At 58.4% G+C, this 19730-nt stretch carries 13 protein-coding genes; 8 read left to right on the plus strand and 5 right to left on the minus strand.

The features are described from left to right. Positions 1 to 1042: 1042 nt before the first annotated feature. Entirely contained in the window at positions 1043 to 1960 is a 918-nt protein-coding gene (locus QWJ46_RS26625; RefSeq protein ID WP_008534020.1) for a recombinase family protein, read from the minus strand. Positions 1961 to 2477: 517 nt separating this feature from the next. On the opposite strand from QWJ46_RS26625, the gene QWJ46_RS26630 reads away from it, so the two are divergent. Beyond that, positions 2478 to 3623 (plus strand): RHE_PE00001 family protein, encoded by a 1146-nt coding sequence (locus QWJ46_RS26630; protein WP_026188831.1) that lies wholly within the window; start codon positions 2478 to 2480, stop codon positions 3621 to 3623. A 239-nt stretch (positions 3624 to 3862) separates the two neighbouring features. Here QWJ46_RS26630 and QWJ46_RS26635 read toward each other — a convergent pair whose 3' ends face one another. Next, positions 3863 to 4603 carry an RES family NAD+ phosphorylase gene (locus QWJ46_RS26635; RefSeq protein ID WP_237358602.1) on the minus strand — a complete coding sequence of 247 codons (741 nt, stop codon included), beginning with the start codon at positions 4601 to 4603 and terminating at the stop codon, positions 3863 to 3865. Next, complete coding sequence (locus tag QWJ46_RS26640; RefSeq protein WP_010034430.1) at positions 4566 to 4895, minus strand: MbcA/ParS/Xre antitoxin family protein; 330 nt, start codon at positions 4893 to 4895, stop codon at positions 4566 to 4568. Before QWJ46_RS26640 ends, QWJ46_RS26635 begins: the two co-directional genes overlap by 38 nt. 201 nt (positions 4896 to 5096) lie before the next feature. Here QWJ46_RS26640 and QWJ46_RS26645 point away from each other — a divergent pair, with 201 nt between their 5' ends. The 7 genes from QWJ46_RS26645 (at position 5097) to QWJ46_RS26675 (ending at position 15895) form a co-directional block, all read left to right on the plus strand. Beyond that, complete coding sequence (locus QWJ46_RS26645; protein WP_004680484.1) at positions 5097 to 5756, plus strand: multiubiquitin domain-containing protein; 660 nt, start codon at positions 5097 to 5099, stop codon at positions 5754 to 5756. Continuing rightward, positions 5731 to 6921, plus strand: coding sequence for a ThiF family adenylyltransferase (locus QWJ46_RS26650; protein WP_004680483.1), 1191 nt, complete (start codon positions 5731 to 5733; stop codon positions 6919 to 6921). Before QWJ46_RS26645 ends, QWJ46_RS26650 begins: the two co-directional genes overlap by 26 nt. Then, the gene (locus QWJ46_RS26655; RefSeq protein ID WP_010034424.1) at positions 6918 to 7343 is read left to right on the plus strand and encodes a DUF6527 family protein; all 426 of its coding nucleotides are present in this window, start codon (positions 6918 to 6920) and stop codon (positions 7341 to 7343) included. Before QWJ46_RS26650 ends, QWJ46_RS26655 begins: the two co-directional genes overlap by 4 nt. Positions 7344 to 7527: 184 nt before the next feature. Further along, positions 7528 to 10215 carry a PD-(D/E)XK nuclease family protein gene (locus QWJ46_RS26660; RefSeq protein ID WP_004680481.1) on the plus strand — a complete coding sequence of 896 codons (2688 nt, stop codon included), beginning with the start codon at positions 7528 to 7530 and terminating at the stop codon, positions 10213 to 10215. Beyond that, a complete protein-coding gene (locus QWJ46_RS26665; RefSeq protein WP_004680480.1) occupies positions 10215 to 13373 on the plus strand; it encodes an exodeoxyribonuclease V subunit beta in 3159 nt (1052 codons plus the stop codon). The genes QWJ46_RS26660 and QWJ46_RS26665 overlap by 1 nt, the downstream gene beginning before the upstream one ends. Positions 13374 to 13383: 10 nt before the next feature. Next, entirely contained in the window at positions 13384 to 13989 is a 606-nt protein-coding gene (locus QWJ46_RS26670) for a hypothetical protein (RefSeq protein WP_004680479.1), read from the plus strand. A gap of 85 nt (positions 13990 to 14074) precedes the next feature. After that, positions 14075 to 15895, plus strand: coding sequence for a DUF262 domain-containing protein (locus QWJ46_RS26675; RefSeq protein WP_004680478.1), 1821 nt, complete (start codon positions 14075 to 14077; stop codon positions 15893 to 15895). A gap of 491 nt (positions 15896 to 16386) precedes the next feature. Here QWJ46_RS26675 and QWJ46_RS26680 read toward each other — a convergent pair whose 3' ends face one another. Beyond that, positions 16387 to 16767 (minus strand): DUF6883 domain-containing protein, encoded by a 381-nt coding sequence (locus QWJ46_RS26680; protein WP_004680477.1) that lies wholly within the window; start codon positions 16765 to 16767, stop codon positions 16387 to 16389. Continuing rightward, the gene (locus tag QWJ46_RS26685) at positions 16760 to 19726 is read right to left on the minus strand and encodes a BPTD_3080 family restriction endonuclease (protein ID WP_004680476.1); all 2967 of its coding nucleotides are present in this window, start codon (positions 19724 to 19726) and stop codon (positions 16760 to 16762) included. Before QWJ46_RS26685 ends, QWJ46_RS26680 begins: the two co-directional genes overlap by 8 nt. Positions 19727 to 19730: the final 4 nt, after the last annotated feature.

Genomic DNA, 19730 nt, shown 5'->3' on the forward strand with positions numbered 1-19730 from the left:
TGCCGGAGAGGATTGAGTGCTAGGTCAGCGGGTCCACTGATCGAGGTTTTTCGCCAGACTCTGCTGTCGTGGGCCAGCAAGTCTTTTGGGGTGGGACGCACTGCCAACAGCTGCTTTTCCGGTGGTCAGCTGACCACAGCTACAACACTCTGAAAAGAAGCGACATTTTCGGGCGCTACTATGGACGGCGCATGACCCGCTCCTCGCGCCACCTCTCACAAGATCGGTTGTGTAGAGATAGGTACCGTCCTGTCGCCGCCATGGGTCGCGGGGTCTTGGCGGTCATTTTTGATCGTACATGACGTTCTAAGGGCATTGGTCATGGTTGCCCGGGTAGAATGGCCGACAGCCCTTCTATGCGGCTGGTGTAGTAAGGTCAGTTGATGCACGGAGCCGATTGAGCGGCTTCGTGTTCGAACGAACAATCGCGGTGTTTGTCACGACTGAAAGGAGACATTGCTTTGTAATCTTAACGGCGGTCTCCGCAGGATGCTTCAGGACGAAGACCTCCCAGGCTTCGAGGACAGTCGAAATTTGCTGGTCGTAAAACGAATGTTTGCAGATCTTCGGCCGTAATCATTCTTGTAGGAAATATAGCTGGCGGCGCGGACAAATGGCTCAATCAAATTGTCGAGCATCCTTGAAAGAACGCCGAAACGCGGACGGATTGTAAAAGAAACAAATACTGTCTGACTGAGTTCCGGCTCGCGCCCGAATTCGTCGTGCAGCCGAGACGGCTTTTTGGTAGCGAGGGGAGCGGCTGTCCTCTGCTTTTACCCGCGCCGCCGAGGGTCATGGCCCGCGCGCCTCTGCGGATCATAATCACCGCGGCTGAAGCCTTCAGCACGTTCCGGGGGAGGGGGCGAGCAGGCGGAGGAAGCCGGCTCCGCGGCGAGGATGTAGGCGCTGAGCTGAAACCGCGGAGCGATAGCGACTAGCGGTCCTGGCGCTACAGATCCCCAAAGGCCGGACCTGACGGCTATGCAGTCGAATAGCGACAAGAAAAGACTCTCTGCCATCGGGCGTCGGATGAACCATGCCCTCAACGGCGAATGAGGCCAAATCGGTGGGCTTCGTCCAGCAGGACCCGCACCGAGGACGGTTGCCAGTTCTTGCCGCTGCGCACAGGCCGTTCTCCCATCTGGTCCAGTTGCGCGGCAATGTCGCGCAGCGACAGGTTGGGATCGGCAATGGCAATTGCCGCCACCAGCTTCATCAGATAGTCTTCGGGAGCCCGGCGAGGGGATCGAGCAAGGAGTTCCTTCTCCGCGAGCTTTTCGCGTACCATGCGATGAACAGCGCGACGAAGGCGTTCGACGGTCCAGTCGTGGCCACGGCGATTGAGAACCCGCACGACATTGTCCCAACTGTGCTGCGGCCGGAGTTGACGCACCATCGGCAGCCACGTCTGCGCCGATGCAATGAGTTCATCGAGATAGAGCTTCTCCCGTGCCTGCGAGATTGCCTTGATCGCCTCCGGCCGTCGTTCTCGCAGACCGGGATTTCCAGGAAGCTTGCCGCGTGCCTTCGCCGCCTTAATGCCGGCTTTGGTACGCTCAGCGATTAGCGCCCGCTCGAGCTGCGCGACGGCGCCGAGGACCTGAAGGGAAAACATGCCCTGCGGGGTCGACGTATCGATTGGATCGCGGATCGACCGGAAATGCACGCCGCGGGCCTCGAGGTCCTCGATCACCGACAAGAGATGACTGACGGATCGGGCCAGTCGATCGAGGCGCACGACAATGAGGACGTCGCCGGCGCTAAGTTCAGCGAGTAATCGCGTCAGCACCGGTCGAGCCCGCGATGCTCCGGAACCATGCTCCTGATGGATCCGATCGCAGCCGGCTGCACGCAGCTCGTCCAACTGGGCATCGTGGACCTGTTCATCCGTCGACACCCGGGCATAACCGATCAGCCGCTTGGGAGATTGTTGGTTGTCAAATGTTTGTGGCTTTGCCATCGCGCTTGTAACGGCCCTGTCTCGAAGTAGTTTGTACAGATAAGGCATGCGTTAGAAATCGAACAGTTGCAAGCGTGTTTTAGGCATCAAATAGCGGCCCGCCAGACTCAAATCGCCGCCCGAGATAAGCAACGGAGCGTCCGCACTGACAAACCCGCGCCAGCGGGCTCCTGTGGCGGAAAGGCCGGAAAAACAACCGTTTTGGAGATGCCGCGAGAGCAGGGGCCCTCGGGAGGTCGCCGGCACATTATGCCGGAAGAAGGGTCGGGATTATGCGGGGCAACTGCGGCGGCCGAATTCTGTCTCGGGGAGTCCGGTCATCCCAGACGAAATCGGCCGAAAAGCCTGGAAAACCGCGCATTTCCTGCGATCCATGGTGACCGACACCCTAATTTGCGGCGTTATAGCAATCACTTCCGATAAGCGGTACTTATCGGTGGCGAGCCGCCACGGGCTCTTTTATAGCATGTGGGGAACCGCAGTGACCTTATAGCTTTCGTTTAAGACATCATTTACCATAATTTCAATGGCTTACGATCTCTCGAAAATCAGCCTGAGTGTCTTAATGCGGCCGGCTTTCGACGCTGTTGTCGCTCTGACGCGTCTGGACGAGCGCATTGAGCGCTCCGTGGTAGGATCAGGCTGGCTAGAACGCCAAAACTTTGCCGACGCCTGCGCCTCGCTGTGGATCGACGGAGAACTCGTCCATCTCGAAGACCTCGTCCTCCACGACGCCACCCGCGATATCCGCACCCCCACTCACGAACTGACCATCGCCCGCGACGTGCTGCGCACTCGCCGACGCATTTGCGGCCAGGCGCCTGACTGGGCGCTATCCGCCGAAGGTTTGCGGACGCTGAGGCAGACATCGGAAACCACGTCGGCCGCCGCGGGCGAGGCGGAGACGGCCGGAGTCATCAGGCCCAAGGCCCCGATCGAGCCAGAAGGGGAGGGTGATGATGGTGATGACGTCAAAGATCTGCCGGGCGTCGACTATGCTGCAATCGATGCGCTGCTCGCGCGCTCGGACGCCGCAATCGAACGAGCCAAAAAGCCCGGTCGGACCCCGGCCAATAACCGCGAGCGAGACCCTCTCGTCTATGATCTCGACTGGGACGAAGATGCTCGGCTCGACGAATGGCGCGGCGCGCTGCGCCAGGCCGAAAACTTGCCGGCCGTGCTGCAGGCGATCGTCGCCCTCGATGCCTGGAATGAGTTGTCGGTGCTGCAGCACGCGCCCTGGCTTGGCCGGCTGTTTGCCGCCTCGATCCTGCGCCAGGCCGGCATCACTACCGGCGCCCATCTTGCCGCCGTCAATCTCGGGCTCAAAACGATACCCGTCGATCGGCGCCGCAGTCGCGATCGGAAGACTCGACTGCTCGCGATTGCCCAGGGGCTGATCGCGGCCGCGGAGATTGGCATGAAAGAACATGACCGGTTGACGCTGGCGCGAAAAATGATGGAGCGAAAGCTGGAGGGACGCCGAACCTCTTCAAAATTGCCAGAACTGGTCGAGCTGGTCATGGCAAAACCGCTGGTCTCTGCCGGGATGGTTGCGAAGACGCTCGACGTCACACCGCAGGCGGCGCGGCGGATTGTTTTGGAGCTTGGCCTCAGGGAGATGACCGGGAGGGGGAGGTTTCGGGCATGGGGAGTGCACTAAGGTCTAAGGTCACCGGGCGATTGTTGGCATTCCGTGCAGGGTCGTGGGCCGCTAGTGTAAGCGACTGAGGCAAAGGGACGATGAGCGTGCGTCTAACAAAGGCAGACGTCATTGAGTGTTTCGAAAAGTGCGATAGATAGTATCGGCTAGCAAGCAAGGCTATCCTAGACCACTATGAACGCAACGACAAGGATTGCTACAAGCGCTGCACAATTGATGACCTGGTTGGGGCATCGAGCTTAAGCCGCTATCACGTTCTCGCTACCCCGCAGATCGTCAGGTACATATTCTTTCCCGGAACCAAAGGAATAGATCCGACTGATAAGTTTTCCGTCCCAGACGAACTTGAAGTGGTTGCCCTGAACGGCCCGATCTAGGACCTCACCCCGAAGTACGCAGACACAAAAGCCGGCACCTCGCTCTGGCGGCCTATAGAGCAGGCCGTCGAAACCGGCATCCATGATATGCCGACCGCGCTTGTATCTCGTGTCAATATCAAGGTCCGGATCCCAATCGCGACCATCAACGAAGCGGCCTTTCACGGTGCGCGACAATTCTCGCATCTCAAGTCCAATCGGTGCCTCGCTAGTGCGAGACAGGAACCTCTCTCGTTTCCAAATGGAAACAGAAAGGGCTGTCTGAATGTCGCTAAATAGTTCTAGCACCGGATTTTCGGGGCCGAAAAACCGCGAGCCCTCCGGGTTGTGATATGTGAATGGGGCATGATTCCAGTTCTGAAGAAGTGGGGCGTTATCATCAACAATCGTAGCTCCACCTCGGAGAATGCGCTCTCGGTCTTTCAGGCGCGGATTGGTTAGGGACTCAATCTCAGCCAGTTCCTTACTCCGACCATTCGCTACCCGCGCAAAAACATCAATCGTCGGAAATCGCGACGGAATGAGAGTAAAGAACGTTTGCTTGACGTCGATCACAGTGAAAGAGTTAGCCGCCACGCTGCGCGTCCACATATTGTCTGACACGGAATATATCCATCACTTGGCCGCCGCGCATAACGTCGAGAGCACTCTGCCCGCGGAAAAACTGGTTAGGTCTTCGGATCCAAGTGTCAGCAGCTCTGCTGTCCGGGAGTAGAATCTCAAGGGCCTTATGGATCGCGAGTAGGTGAGAGACTCGCTCGACGGTGTCTCTTGGAATTGAGCCTCCTTCTTTCTTCCACTTAAAGAAGGTCGATCGGCCAGGCGATCCCAGCAGGAGAAGTTGGTCTTCGGTTGAAAGCTCCCACAACTCCGCAAGTCCTTGAAATGCCTCCATGACTGCCGGAATCGATGATCGCCCTTCGGCCGCTGCGGCGACGGGTTCGATATTAGCCACGCATGAATCTCCCGAAAAGTCCCAATATGGACTTGTATTTCAAATAAGTCCCGATATAGATTAGTCCATATCGGGACTAGAATCGCAGTGTAGTCCACTGACGAATCACGATCAAGAGTCGCCGGAGAACGGAGCGCAGTTATGGTAAAAGACAACAAGAAATTCGAGTTCACTGTCGATGGCGCGATTTATAGCATCGGCGATAAAGTCATGGACGGCAGTCAGATTCGGGAGACCGCGGGCAAAGTGCCTGCGAGCGAGTTTGTCCTCATACAGATCGTTGAGAAATCCGGGCGCTCGATTGGCCTTGAGGATGAGGTGAAGTTCGCCCCGGGTGAAACTGCGGTATTCCGGACTTTCGAAAGCGATCGGGTTTACAACTTCACTGTTGACGAACGCGGTTGGGAGTGGGGCGAGGGAGCAATCGCTGCCGCCGATCTCTATCGTTACGCGGACATTGATGAGGACCGCGAACTGGTCCTCGATAGTGATGGTGACACAATCATCCCGGTCGATGGCAAAATCGATTTGAGCGGTAAGGGCGTCGAGCGCGTCCGTAGCCGCGAACCCAAAACCGTGACAATTAAAGTCAACGGGCGGCCGCGGACCGTTGAGAAGCGTCGCCATAGCTATCGCGAAATCGCCGCGATTGCTTACCCGAATCCCGACTTCGAAAACTTCAACTACACCACGACCTACCTTCATGGGGTCGGTGGTGCAGAGGGTGATCTCGTTGAGGGTGAATCTATCATGGTCAAGAATGGGATGGTGTTCAATGTCCGTCGATCTGATAAGTCGTGACCCGTTTCTGAAGCAACTCGAAGACGAAGGCTTCGAGCTTGAGGTGAGCAACGGTCATTTGATTGTCCGTAGCATTCCTTATGTGACGGTCGATGGCTCCTTGGCCCGCGGCGTCCTCACCTGTGCCCTTTCGCTTGAAGCGTCCTCTGGGTTGACCTCGACGCCGCAGGGCGATCACACCATGTATTTCGCAGGTGGGATGCCATGTCATCGCGATGGAAAGCCGATGAACAATATCGTCAACGGTGCCGTTCAGCAGCGCTTCGCTGATATTGATGTTAGCTATTATTTGTCGTCGAAGCCGGAGATCACTCATCGCTACGAGACTATCTACGACAAGGTAGTAGCTTACGAGGGATTGATCGGCGGTGCCGCGAGATCTTTGGACCGAACGGCTAACGCCAGGACGCATGCCCGCGGGTTGATCTCAAATGACGACAGTCCATTCGCAATTCCTGACTCTGCCTCGGCCCGATACCGTATAGGCGCGGTAAACCGAAAGCTTATGGGACGGGTCGCCATCATAGGCCTTGGCGGGACCGGGTCCTACCTGCTCGACCTTCTTGCCAAGACATGGGTCACGGAGATCCACCTGTATGACGGGGATCAGCTTCTTAATCACAATTTGTTCCGGTCGCCTGGCTCGCCTGAAAGGGAATTGCTCAAGGAGTTCCCTTTCAAGGTGAACTACTACACGCAGGTTTACGCGCGTATTCACAAGGGCATCGTTTCCCACCCGGTCCGCGTTACATATGGCAATGTTGACGAGCTCTCGGGCTTCGACTTCGTCTTTGTCTGCATCGATAAGGGCTCGTCGCGGCGCGAAATCGCTGAGGGACTGGTCCGGTTGGCGATCCCGTTTATCGACACCGGGATCGGCGTTGGCCTGGAGGATGGCAGGCTGGACGGATGCGCGAGGGCGACGTTCATCCGCCCAGGCACCGACTGGAGCGAGGTCGAGAGGCTGCTTCCCTTCGGCGATGACGTAGAAGATGACGATGTCTACCGAACGGATATCCAGATCGCGGCCATCAACTCGCTAAACGCAATCATGGCCATCATGCGCTGGCAGCGGTGGGCGGACTATTTTCGTGATGAGCGTAATGAGATGAATTCGGTTTACATGATCGAGGGGAACAATATCTCGAACAGGGCTGCGATATGACGCGGATTAAAAGGCTGAGAACAGTCTTCACAGCGGAGATACCTGAAACTCTCGACGACGGGGTTTTGTATGTTTCGCGGGAGTGTCGCGTCGCACTCCACAATTGCGCGTGCGGGTGCGGTGAGGAAGTATCGACGCCTCTGGTCGCGACCGAATACAAGTTAACTATGCACGGCGACAACGCATCGCTCTGGCCATCGATCGGCAATCACGACTTTGCCTGTGCTTCGCACTACGTCATCGATCAAGGGATGATAGTTTGGGCCAACAAGATGTCACGGGCTGCAATCGAGGCCGGCCGAGAGAAGGATCGGCTTCTTAAGCGACCGCCCGCGCCTTCCCCTATTGCAGAAACGATGGGACCAACAGCCGGAGGTCTATTTGGCTGGTTCAAGTCCATCTTCCGAAAGTTCTTCAACTGACAGGCGGCGGACGCAGGCGAACAAAGACCTGCGTCCTTCTGACATTTAGTGGCTTGCGGTGACGGGAAGGCGGAAAGTTCTCGCTCGGGCTACCCAATCGGTCCACCGTCGGGCTCCAGTGATAATGACTCGCGTCGAGAGCCGGCATAGTGCAATCTGGGGTAGGGGGAATCAGGGGTAGGACATGCATCTCATCTTCGGCTTGGCAGCAGATGGTCGAGTTTATCCCGACGCGCACGACGCATCCGGAAGTTTGGATGAGGATGTCGTTGGACCCTTGGGTCTGGTTCAGACGCTTGAAACCCAGCTAGGAATGCTTGCACCGAGCGTTTCGAAGGCGGTGCGCATTTCGACTTATCTCGCAAAGCTCCGTGCTTGCGGTGGCGATCGTTTCTGGGCCTCGTCATTTTCGAGGGATCCCTGGTCTACGGCCGCCACCCTCCTTGAGTGGCGCGATACGCTGGTGGGCGGTGGCTGGCACGGTACCGCGACCGGTAGCAATCGCCTAGACGATCTCGCTGCCGCAGAGGCAGTCGAGCCAACATTGCCGGCGGGCTTGGAAGATCGCGCCATAGCTTTGCTCGACGTCCTTAAGACAAGGCCTGGCCTAAGAATTCACCAACTCGGTTTGGCAGACCGGCGGGATCTTTTGCCGCCACTGTGGGCACGCATTGTTAAGGCTCTCGAATCCGTCGGGGTCACGATCTTCCAACACGAGCAGCCCGACCTGGCGGCAGAGGGCTCTGACCTGCGCATAGTGCAGAGGGTTCTATCAGGGGAGCCCGTCCAGCCACTGGCAGGCGACGGCACTCTTACAATGGTGGAAGCCGATACGGAGCTCATGGCTGCTGAAACGATCGCCGACTGGTTAGCAGCCTTGCCGTCGGAGGACCTGCGCGGAAGCGTCATTCTCGCTTCCGACGGCGATACGGCGCTCCTGGACCATGCTTTGCGGGCGAGGGGCATTCCAGCCCTCGGGCTCTCCGCCTCATCACCCTGGCGTGGAGCACTGCAGGTTCTTCCTCTGGCTTTCGCCGCCGCGTGGCAGCCGTTCGATCCCCGCGCGCTATTAAACCTCTTTCTCCTTCCCAGGCCACCTGTTGCGGCCTGGGCCGCGCGTCGGCTCGCACGCGCGCTCAGCGAAGAGCCGGGGGTCGGTGGCCGCGTCTGGCGCGAAGCATGGGTCCAAATCGAGGATCGCCTGCTCGAAATCAATACGCGATCCGACGCGGATACAGCGCGCCGTAAAACCGACACGACGCTTGCGGAATGGCGCGCATGGACGGAGGTCGGGCGCTTTGCGAGAGGCGAGGGGATGCCACTGTCGGAGGCGTTGGCGATCTGCGGGAGAGTGGCCGCTTGGGCGATGCGTTCGGACGGTGGCGATGGCGACCGCTTGCTGATGGCAGTTTCGAATGCTGCGGCTGCTGTGTCTGACGCCCTGAGCCGCCTGGAGCTTTCGGTCATTCCCGCCCTCCTTCTCGAGCGGGTTGTCTTGCAAGTCCTGTCGGAGGGCGTTCCCAATCCGGACCATTTTGCGGAAGCTGGTGCTGTTCGTGCCATCAAGGCGCCAGGAGCATTGTGGTCCTCGGCCCTGCGTGTCATCTGGTGGAACTTTGTCGGTCCTGGCGAAAAGATTGCCATCACACCATGGGACAATGCCGAGCGTGAAGCGCTCATTGCCAATGGAGTGGAGATCGATGCTTCACCAGCGATTGCGCGTCGGATCGAGGCCGCCCATAGCAGTGTCATCCGGCGTTGCCACGGAAACCTCATTCTCGTGCGCCCAGCGCTTGCGCGCGACGCGCAGACGACCCTTCATCCAATGGCGCATCGTTTGCGGCCTCTGCTGAAAGAAAGCGGGGCGGCGATCACCTTCAAGGCGGAACGGCTGCTGCGTGAACCCGATGCCATGCTCGCCGGCAGGATACTTCCTCGCCAGCTTGTTGGACGGCAAGTGCAGCCGCCAGCAGGGGTTCCAGTCTGGACAATACCGCCGGGAACGACACGCCTTACCGACACCCGTCGTGAGAGCGCGACTTCGCTGACACGGATGTTGAACTGTCAATTGAGCTGGTTCGCCCAGGATATTCTCAATCTTCGGCCGGGTCGTTTTGCAGAAATCCCAGGCACCGACCAGCTCTTCGGAAATCTCGCCCACGAGATCGCCCGCCGGCTGCTCCTTCCGGGCGCACCACCGGCCGAAGCCGGTATCAGGACGGAAGCAATCAGGCATTTCGAAAGCCTGCTTCCCGAGATCGCAGCTCCGCTCCTCCAGCCCGAACATGCCGGAGAACTCGCGGCCGCTCGCGAAATGGTGCCACGTGCCTTGGAGGCGCTTGTTCGCCTGCTCCATGCTCAAGGTCTGGAGATCGTCGGGTCGGAGCTCGATCGGGAAGGTATCCAGGGGCAGCTCCTGCTTCAGGGCAGACTCGACCTCCTGGTTCGTCGCGGCGACCGGATCGCAGTTCTGGACCTCAAATGGACCCGCTCCGAACGGCGATATAGGGAGGAAGTCGCGTCCGGGCGTGCCATCCAGCTAGCCATCTATCGCGGGCTTTCGGCCAGCGACGGGACGGGTGCTCCGGGAGGCTATTTTCTGCTGCGCCAGCGACGCATAGTAGCGGGTCCGGGCTCCATTCTGACCGGCAATCCTATTGAAGCGGATATAGATGACCTCGCTACGCTTGGCCATGTGAAAAACGATTGGCGTCTCTGGCACGATCTCACCACGAAGGGGACTCTGATTGCGGCCGGCTTCCCCGATACAGGTGATCTGCGACCTGCTGGGCTTGCGATTGATGCAGCGAAAGAACCCTGCCGCTTCTGCAATTTGCGCGGCCTCTGTCGCGTCTACGAGGAGCTTGTTTGATGTCGCGACTGACGACCATTACCGCCGCCGCTGGCGCCGGAAAGACGACGAGGATCGTCAATGACATCGCCGACGAGGTTCTGGTGCGTACGCCCGAACAGATCCTTGCGACGACGTTCACCATCAAGGCGGCGGATGAACTTGTCGAACGCGCCCGTGCCAAACTATTTGAGCAAGGCAAGGCGGACGCAGCTGCCCAGTTGCTCGGTGCGCGCTTCGGCACTGTCAACGCCGTTTGCAGCCAAATCGTCAGCGAATTTGTCATCGACCTGGGGCGCTCGCCGTCGACCGCTGTCATCGGTGAATCCAACATGTCGCTGGTGTTCAGCGTGGCCGCGGACGGTGCAATCGCCGCACGTGCCGAGGTCCTGAACGAACTCGCGGACCACTTCGGCTACAATGATCCTCGTGCGCCGGGGACGGGAGAACCGCCTGACTGGCGCCGGACTGTGCGCAGTATCGCGACCCTCGCGCGGGCAAATGGAATTGAGGCTGACCAGTTAGCCTCGTCGGCGCAGCGATCAATTGAGGCCTTTCTGGCATGCTTTCCACCTCCCGCGGCAGACGCCGCGGACCTCGACGCAGCACTGGCCAACGCGTTGAAGGATGCCTTCGAAATGCGCCCGGCCATCGTGAGCAGCACGGGAGCGGATTCGGTCGAGACGATCAGGGCGGCGCATGAACGCATTTTACGCGGCGAAACGCTCAGTTGGTCGACTTGGGCGCGTTTGACCAAGGTGAAATGCGCGCCCACCAAGGACGGACAGCCTTATAATCAGGCGTTGATCCATCTTATCGCCGCGGCGGGGCGGCACAGCGAGCATCCGCGGCTCCGGTTCGAATGCGAGCAGTTCATCACGGAGACGTTTCATTGCGCCGCCGAGGCGTTGACCGCTTACCAGGATTGGAAGGCCGAGCGTGGGCTATTGGATTTTACGGATCAGGAAGCTCTCGCGCTAGAGATCCTCAAAACACCTCACCTGGCCGCAAGGCTCAAGGAACGTGTCAGCCGTGTCTTCGTCGATGAGTTCCAGGATTCGAGTCCCTTGCAGCTTGCCGTGTTCACACTTCTTGGGGAGCTGGTCGACGAGAGCACCTGGGTTGGTGATCCGAAGCAGGCCATCTACGGCTTTCGCGGCGCCGACACCGAGCTGACCCAGGCTGCGTTTCTCGGCGCTGGGGGGAAGCCCGAGGACAATCCGGTCCTGTCCAAATCATGGCGAAGCCGCAAAAGCCTGGTCGATCTCTTCAATGCCATGTTTACGCCGGTCTTCGAACGGATGGGACTGCCGGCGGCGAAGCACGCGTTTTCGGATGCGGCGCGATCCGACGCTGGCTTTGACAAGCCTTCAGCAGGATGGTGGTGGCTGATGGGCAAAGTCGACGAGCAGGCACAAGCCCTCGCGGAGGGAATCCGGCAATGTCTGGCCGAAGCCGACAACTGGCTTGTCGAAGACGACAAGCACGATCACAGGCCAATCACGCCAGGTGACATCGCCATTCTCTGCCGTTCCAATACCGATGTCGGACGTTTTGCCCTCGCCCTTAGCCGTGCTGGACTTCCGGTGGCAGTTGAACGATCGGGACTTGCGCGTACACCCCATGTGGAATTCGTGCTCGCCGCTTGTCGGCGCGTGGCTGACGCGACGGATCGCCTTGCCCTCGCGGAGCTCGCCCGCTTCTTCGCTGATGATGCCGGTTCCAATGCATGGCTGCAGGCTGCTACCTCTGATGATGCCGACGCAGCGCTCCGGGCAGCCGTGCCGATATCGGATGCGCTTGATAGGCTCGCAGGTCAATTGCTCAATTTCACGCCGGCCGAACTGGTCGACGCCGTACTCGCGTTGCCAGCACTGTTGAGCCATATCGAGAGCTGGGGCGATACCGCGATGCGCTTCGACGACCTCGAGGCGTTGCGCGGTTTCTCACGCGCCTATGAGGAAGAGTGCGCTGCATCCGGCTCGCCTGCGACCCTGCAGGGGCTGCTGCTTGCGCTCGACGGAGCGGAGCCGAAGCGCCCCCCAAGCCTTGCCAGTGATGCGATCCAGGTCATGACCTATCACGGATCGAAAGGCCTTGAATGGCCAATGACGATCTTGACCGGACTTGCCTGGGAATCGAAGGCGCGGCTGTTCGAGCCGGTCGCCGAGACGACCGGCGAGCTTGATTGGCGCAACCCTCTGGCGGAGCGGTGGATTCGCTTCTGGCCGTGGCCGTATGGTCAGAGTGGAAAAGGCGGCACGATCGATGTTGAGGTAGCGAACTCAGAGACGGGGCGGCGTGCTTTGCAACGCGCTGTCGAGGAAGACACCAGGCTTCTCTATGTTGGCGCCACGCGAGCCCGCGACTATCTGATCTTTGCTCCGCCGGCGAAAGGCCCGCTCAATTGGCTGAGCCTGCTCAATGCGCCGGAGGCCGCAGCGCATGTCGTTCCTCCCCAGAACGACGATAACCAGCTTGGGGTTGGGAACCAGAATTTCACAGTCAATGTGAAGGCGCTTGCGACGAGTGGCGAATTGACGGAGCGTGGCAGGCTGCCCACCTACGTGCGAGCGCGAACGACCGAGCCGCAGGTCCGTCCGCCCTTGTTTCTGAAACCAAGCGAGGCGGTAGGTGGAAGCTGGAAGGTCGTCGAAAGGGTTGACCTTGGCGGAAGGCTCCCGATACACGGGATCGCCGACATTGCAGCGCTAGGCGAAGCGCTCCATTCCATCATCGGCTATGATGATCCAGACCGCGACCGAAGTCAGCGCCTTGCCGACGCGTCGTCTATCCTGACGCGTTGGAACGTGATTGGCTTCAAAGCAGATGATGCGCTTATCGCCAGTGACCGACTAGCAACCTGGCGCCGCGGCCGATGGCCGGTGACCAGGTGCATTGCTGAAGTGCCCGTCACGTCACCCGCAGCCGATCAGCTTCTCAAGGGCCGTATTGATATGCTGGTCGAAACCGGGATTGATTTCGCTATTATCGACCACAAGAGCTTTCCCGGCCGTTTCGAGCTTTGGGAAGAACGAGCCGTTGGCCACGCGCCGCAACTTGCTGCCTATGCAGGTGCGGTGGAATCAATCACCGGACGGCGTTGCTCTGAACTCTGGATCCATATGCCCGTAGTTGGCACAATGTTCCGATTGGCTCCAGTGACGCGCGATCCCTGAAACATAAGCCATGGCCGCCGGCGCAACGCCGGCCAATCTCCTCGAAAGTGTTGAGGTTAAGGTGCAGCAACTTAACGACGTTTTTTGTCAGGCTACGGCTTCCATCGGAGGCCTCTACTTTCATCTACCAGTCCATGGAAGCGATCCCAAATTTCGCGAACGCGTATATTGCTATGAATTATATCACCAACTTCGGCAGATCTGGCCGTCGGACACTGCGTTCGTGTTGAACGGTGAAGTAGACAAACAAGGACACGCTCTGATCAAGGCAACCGGCGCCCGTCTCGCGTCGCCGGATCTGCTTGTTCACATCCCCGGATCGATGGACAACAATCATGCCATCATTGAGGTGAAACCTGGTTCTGCGCGGCTTGGCGGCATATGTAAGGATATTCTAACGCTATCTGAATACTGTCGCCTCGTAGGCTACCATCGCGCTATTTACCTGTTCTATGGCGAACTTCCAGAACGTCTGATCACCCAAGCGATCGAGATTGTCACAAAAGTCAACGGGCCGATCACTCCCATAGAGTTGTGGTTCCACCCTCAACCCGGAACACCGGCCGAGCTAGTCGGCACATTGATTCACGGTGACTCTGCGTCCAAGGGCTTTTGAAATGCCTGGGCGCGCTAACGCGTAGGGGAGTTGACTAATCTTGTCCTGAAAGGGAACAAGCAGATTATCACACGGGGCTTTATGCATGAACAAACAGATCGATCCGCAAGACCGAAACATTAAATCTCTTTTCCAAGACTTTTACCGCGTTCCCGATTATCAGCGGGAGTACGTTTGGGGTGAGACGGACCCTCGCGGTGAGGGTGGCGAAGAGGTCGAACAATTTCTGAGCGACATCTACAGCGAGTACCAGAATGCCAGTAAGAACGACGCGCCTGAGTATTTCATCGGGACCGTTGTTGTTTGTCGCGAGGCCGGCGATGTTTTCGACCTCATCGACGGTCAGCAGCGAACTACAACCGCCTATCTCACATTATGCGCGCTCCGCGATAAGCTGGTCGCTTTAAAGGCAGATGTTCCAGAGGAACTTCCCGGACAGATAATTTACAGCTCCACCAACTGGCAGGGCGAGACAACGCAAAGTCTAAGGCTCGACCTTCAATACGAAGATGCGGGCGACGTCCTAAGAAGGTATGCGGAAGGTGCAGGCACCGACGCCCCCAGCGATGGAACGAGGTCAATCCGAAATCTCTACAATGCATATCTGACAATCAAGGAATTTATTGAGACCACGCTTAAAAACGATCCAGCCGAAGTACGCCGTTTCTACGGCTACTTCACCAACAAGGTGAAGATCATCCGGATCGAAACTCCGACCGTAGCCGTGGCGTTGAAAATATTTGAGACGATCAATGATCGTGGCGTCGGCCTCGACGCCATGGACTTGCTCAAGAACCTCCTTTTCATGAACGCAAAAGGTGAGGAGTTTAGCAAGCTGAAAGCTGTGTGGAAACAGCTCACCGATGCTATCTATCAGGCGAACGAAAAGCCGCTACGGTTCTTGAGGTACTATCTGCTTGCGGCGCATGACGTAGACGGAAGGCTTCGTGAAGACGCGATCTACGATTGGTTTCGGAAGAACGCGGAGCAAACCAATCACGAAAAAAAACCGCTCGCTTTTGCCGGAAAGCTGCTTGACGCTGCCAAGGCGTATGCTCACTTCGCGAAGGGACAGAACGTCGCTGGCGAAGAAGAGGCAGGAATCATCAACACCCGTCTGCTCGGAGGAAAGTCCATAAAGCAGCACTTTATTCTCCTGCTTGCTGGTCGCTCCCTGTCCCCTGCGAATTTCAGCAAACTTGCCGACGATCTGGAGAAAACCATGTTCGTTTGGCTACTGACCGGCACGTCAGGTAAAGAGTATGAGAGACGTATTATCGAAGCTGCGCATCAGCTCAACAAAATCTCTGATGCGCAGCTTGAACTGTTTTTGGAGAAAACCTTGCGTGCCGAGCGTCAAACGCTGGCCCTTGAATTCCGGAGGACGTTGCTTGGTTTGAAGACCTGGCAGCTCCGCGGCTTCCGTCTCCGCTATCTACTGGCAAAGCTCACGCAGTATATCGACCTGCAGGCATACGGCTCGAGTGCATCGCGCGACCGCCTGTCCGACTACACGGCCGGCGGCAACGACATTGAGCACATCTTGGCATCGAATGCTTCTTTCGAGGCTATGGAAGAGTTTGGCGAGGGTGCCGCCGATATTCATATTCGCCAGTGTCTCGGCAACCTGTTACTCATCGAGAAAGCGATCAACAGGGCGCTTCAGAACGGCCGGTATTCCGGAAAAATCGTAGCGTATGAGCAGTCGAAATTTCTGCTAACGAAGTGTCAGGCGGATGCTGCAGCGCACGAGGTGGGCAAGGACGACAGGATTACGGCAACCGTGCGCAAGCTTGAAAGCTGGCAAACTTGGAATGCGGTAGCTGTCACAGAGCGTCAGGAGTTTCTGAGTAAACTGGCGGAGGTCGTCTGGGATATCCCAATGCCTTCAGCATCAAGCAACTGACAAGGAGTACCAGCGGCTGCACGAAGGGTTATGCGCGGACTACCTGACACGACTAAGGTGCTGAGCCAGCGCAGGTAACCACATGCGATAAAGCGCTTCGAGCCCCACCTGCAGTGCGGGCCGGCCCGTCAAAAACGTCCGGGTTGAATATCGCTCCGTGGGACTCTGTATGGAAATCGTTAGGGCTGCTTGATTACAGGCCGCATCTCTATCGAGATCTGCAGATCTCGACCGTCACGCCAAGACCGGTTGGTCCGTCTCCGGGCCCAAAGGGTGCCTGGTCTCCAATTCCAAGATCAGCCGTTCGTTTCAGTAATCTCTGTCTGTTTCTATAGGTTCATTACGCCCGTATGCTTCCGTCAGTGAATGGCAGTTTGTTCAGCCAGATGGAACCCTTGAGGTCCCGCCTAGTCATTGGTCTCCATTGCGCACTCATTCGAGTCACCCAGCGTGGATGTTGGTTTGATTCCTCGTCCCGAAATAGCGCCTGCTTAGGCTAAATCGATTGGATGCGCGGTAATCAAAATAGGTGGTAGGCCGTCTCCGTGATCATTCCAAACCGTCCTAATGCAATAACTGCGGCCATTCGGCATCCCGACAAAGCAGTCAACGACTAGCTTCATTCCGAAGGCATGTTTCTCTACTGAAGCGACAGGATTGCAAGCAGCGTGCTCTCGCATCGTTTCCTTAAATGACTCAATGTCTTCACGTTTGTGGCCAACGCCTTCAAAAAATTTGGCCTTCGCTGCTCCTATTGAATGGTTGTTGTTGAGAAGGTAGTCAGCGACCTTATTGTCGGCAATGCGAAGGTCTTGGGGGTTCTCAATCCACGATTGCTCGCCCAATGGCTGCCAAGGCGGGGTGTCATGCATCGATCGGCTCCAGATCACTCCCGAAGACCGTTACTGTCAAAGCCGGGGCAAGCGAAACCTCAACCTCGTATGCATCTCGCGACGGATAGCTATCGACGATGACTCCTTCTGTGCCTGCGGGAATATCGATTCTCGCGGCCGTGAAAGCACGCCGCAGCCTGACTAGGGAATGTGCGGCAAACCGATGGCCCGCTGTCCTACGGATAATGTCCTCAATCTGATGGGGCGCGAACGCTACGTCCCAATCCCAGCGACCGAAGCCACCTGAAGCATTGATTGCCCCGATCCACTCGTCGAGCGCGAGCCTTTTTGCCTTGTCCTGAGGGCTGTCAGTGCCCTTGACTTCCAGCGCCAGCATCGTCCCACCTGTGAGGCGCACAAGGAAGTCCGGAACATAGCGTCGCCGCGAACCCGCCCACATGTAGTAGATCTGGAAGCCGAGATGATCGTTCTTGGCATAAGCGATGACGTCGTCGCGCTTCTCGAAGATGTTCGCTGCATGTCCCTCCCAGGATGAATCCCCAACCAGGTGGCTGATATGCGACTTGGTTGTCGGAAAGCACGGCTTGGTGGTGTACCAGGTCCGCATCTGGCCGGTGGCGCCGATCGGGTTTTCCTCGTCGAACACCGGCGTCAGACGTTCCGTGTTCTGCTCTGTCACGTTGCTCAGCACATGCTGAACGACGAGGTCGATGTTGAGTGCGATCAGAATCCGCCGCCGAAGCGGGTCGGAGTGGAACAGCGACGGGATGTCGAGGCGGTCGGAGTTGAGGAACGCCTCAACGATCTTGACCAGCTGCGCTGCGAGATACTCGTAGTTACCCGAAAAACCGTGGCTGAGTTCGGCGAAGGCCTTCCGTGCTGCCTGAAAGACGAGACGTTGCAGACGAAAGCCGTCAGGCAGTTTCTCGAGGTCGATGGCTGTCACCTTGCCCATGTCGGTCGCGCCGCCGAGCGCGGGGGCCAATTCCGCGCTGATTGGCGTGCTGGCAGGGTCGAGCACGAGCGGTGTTACCTTGCCCCAGTCCATGGCAAGTTGTGGTCTCACGACCGTTTCAACCCGCAGCACGTTCGGCCAGCGAAGTTCCAGGTGGGCCCGCTCGGGCAGGACTTCGATCTGAGTGGTCGGTTTCGGAGGCGGTGGAGCTTCCCCGCCTTCGCCTGTTTCCGAAATGGAAAGCGGCACACCGAAAACGTTGACGTATTCGGGCAGGAACAGGCCATTCTCGTCCGTGTCATAGGACACCCGACGCAATCCGCGCCCGACGACCTGTTCGCAGAGCAGCTGCGAGGTGAAGGCCCGGAGACCCATGATGTGCGTGACGTTCTTGGCGTCCCATCCCTCCGACAGCATCGCAACCGATATGACGTTCTGCAGATCCTGTCCGGCCCCATCCCGCTTTCCGACGTTGTCCACGATCTCACGCAGCAGTTCTTCCTTCTTCAGGGCGCGGAACTGCTGGCGGCGGGTCTCGGGGATGGTCGCAGCGTCGATGATTGCCTTCAGCCGCGCCTCGTAATCCTTGTCGGAGGTCGCGGTCTCGCCGATCTCAGCCTTCTCCAGCACCTTGGAATCGACCCGGAGCGTTCGGGTCGGTGCGTGCAATTCCGGCCAGTGCGCATCGCCCTTGTTGAAATAGGTCTCGATGCGGGCTGCGGTTTCGGTGCGGTTGCAGACCGTCAGCATGACCGGCGGGGAATGATGCCCGGCCTCCTGCCATTGCGCCCGAGTTTCCCGCCAGTCGGCGCCGAGCAGCGTATAGGCGTCCTGGACCAGCTTCGGCAGCGCTTCATGCGCTTCGGCCTTGCGGTTCAGATCTTCGGAAACGGTCGGGTCGCGGTAAATGTGGTAGAGTTTCGAGCGCAGCGTCTTAGCATCCGGAACCGCATCGTCCCTGACCACCACGCGCGGGGTCTTCACCAGCCCGGCCTCGATCGCGTCGTTTAGGCCGAAATCCGAGATGATCCAGTCGAACAGCGCAGTATCGGTGCTCTTCTTACCCGTCGGCGCGAAGGGCGTTGCCGACAGGTCGAAGCAGCGCTGGATGCGCCGGGTCTTGTGGATGCGGTCGAGCCCCTCGATCCAGCGCGTTGCCTCGTCGAGGTCGATGCCATGCTCCTCGGCATGCTTCTTGCTGATCTTCACCTCGGGCGGCTTGCGATAGGCGTGGTGTGCCTCGTCGTTGATGACGATGATGTCCTTGTGCGCCGCCAGCTTGCCCAGCACGCGCCGTGTGAAGGCTTCGTCGGATTCGCGCCCCTTCTTCACCACCGAGCGGTCCGCTTCCTTCAGCGGCATTAGCGTGTGCCAGTTCTCGATCATCACCTCCGCCTGGTTCAGTTTCTGGCGCAGGGCCTCGGACGGGCACAGGTTGAACTCGTCGTAATAGCTGCCCTCGCTGGGCAATAGCACCTGCAGCCGTTCCTTCACGGTTAGGCCGGGCGCCACGATGAACACCGCACGGCTGAAATCCTTGTTCCGCTTCGGATAGGTCAGCGCGTTCAGCACCTGCCAGGTGATGATCATCGCCATCACCGTGGTCTTTCCCGCGCCCGTCGCCATCTTGTTGCAGAGACGCTCCCATACTCCGCCATCGCCGGGGATCGCGATGCCCTGCTTGTAGCCTGCCGCACCCTCGACCCACCAGATCAGCGTCTCGATGGCCTCAAGCTGGCAGAAATAGAACGGATGCTGTCGCGCTTCGTGGTCGTGCCAGTGCTCCAACAGCTTGCGGGTGACGATGGTCACGCCGGGCCAGCCGTCTTCGCGCCACTGATCCACGCGGATGCGGATCGTGTTCACCAGATCCAGCACCTCTGTGCGTTTGGTGTTGTTGCGCGCGTCAAAGACCTCGTAGCTTGCCGGCCGCCGCTCGGGCTTGATCTCCAGCTTGCCGCCCTTGGCCTCGACCCAATGCTGCGCCGGGCAAACGAAGGGCGAATTGATGATGAGGGACATGGGC

The sequence above is a fragment of the Rhizobium sp. CBN3 genome (genome assembly GCF_030518245.1).
Lineage (GTDB): Bacteria > Pseudomonadota > Alphaproteobacteria > Rhizobiales > Rhizobiaceae > Rhizobium > Rhizobium aethiopicum_A.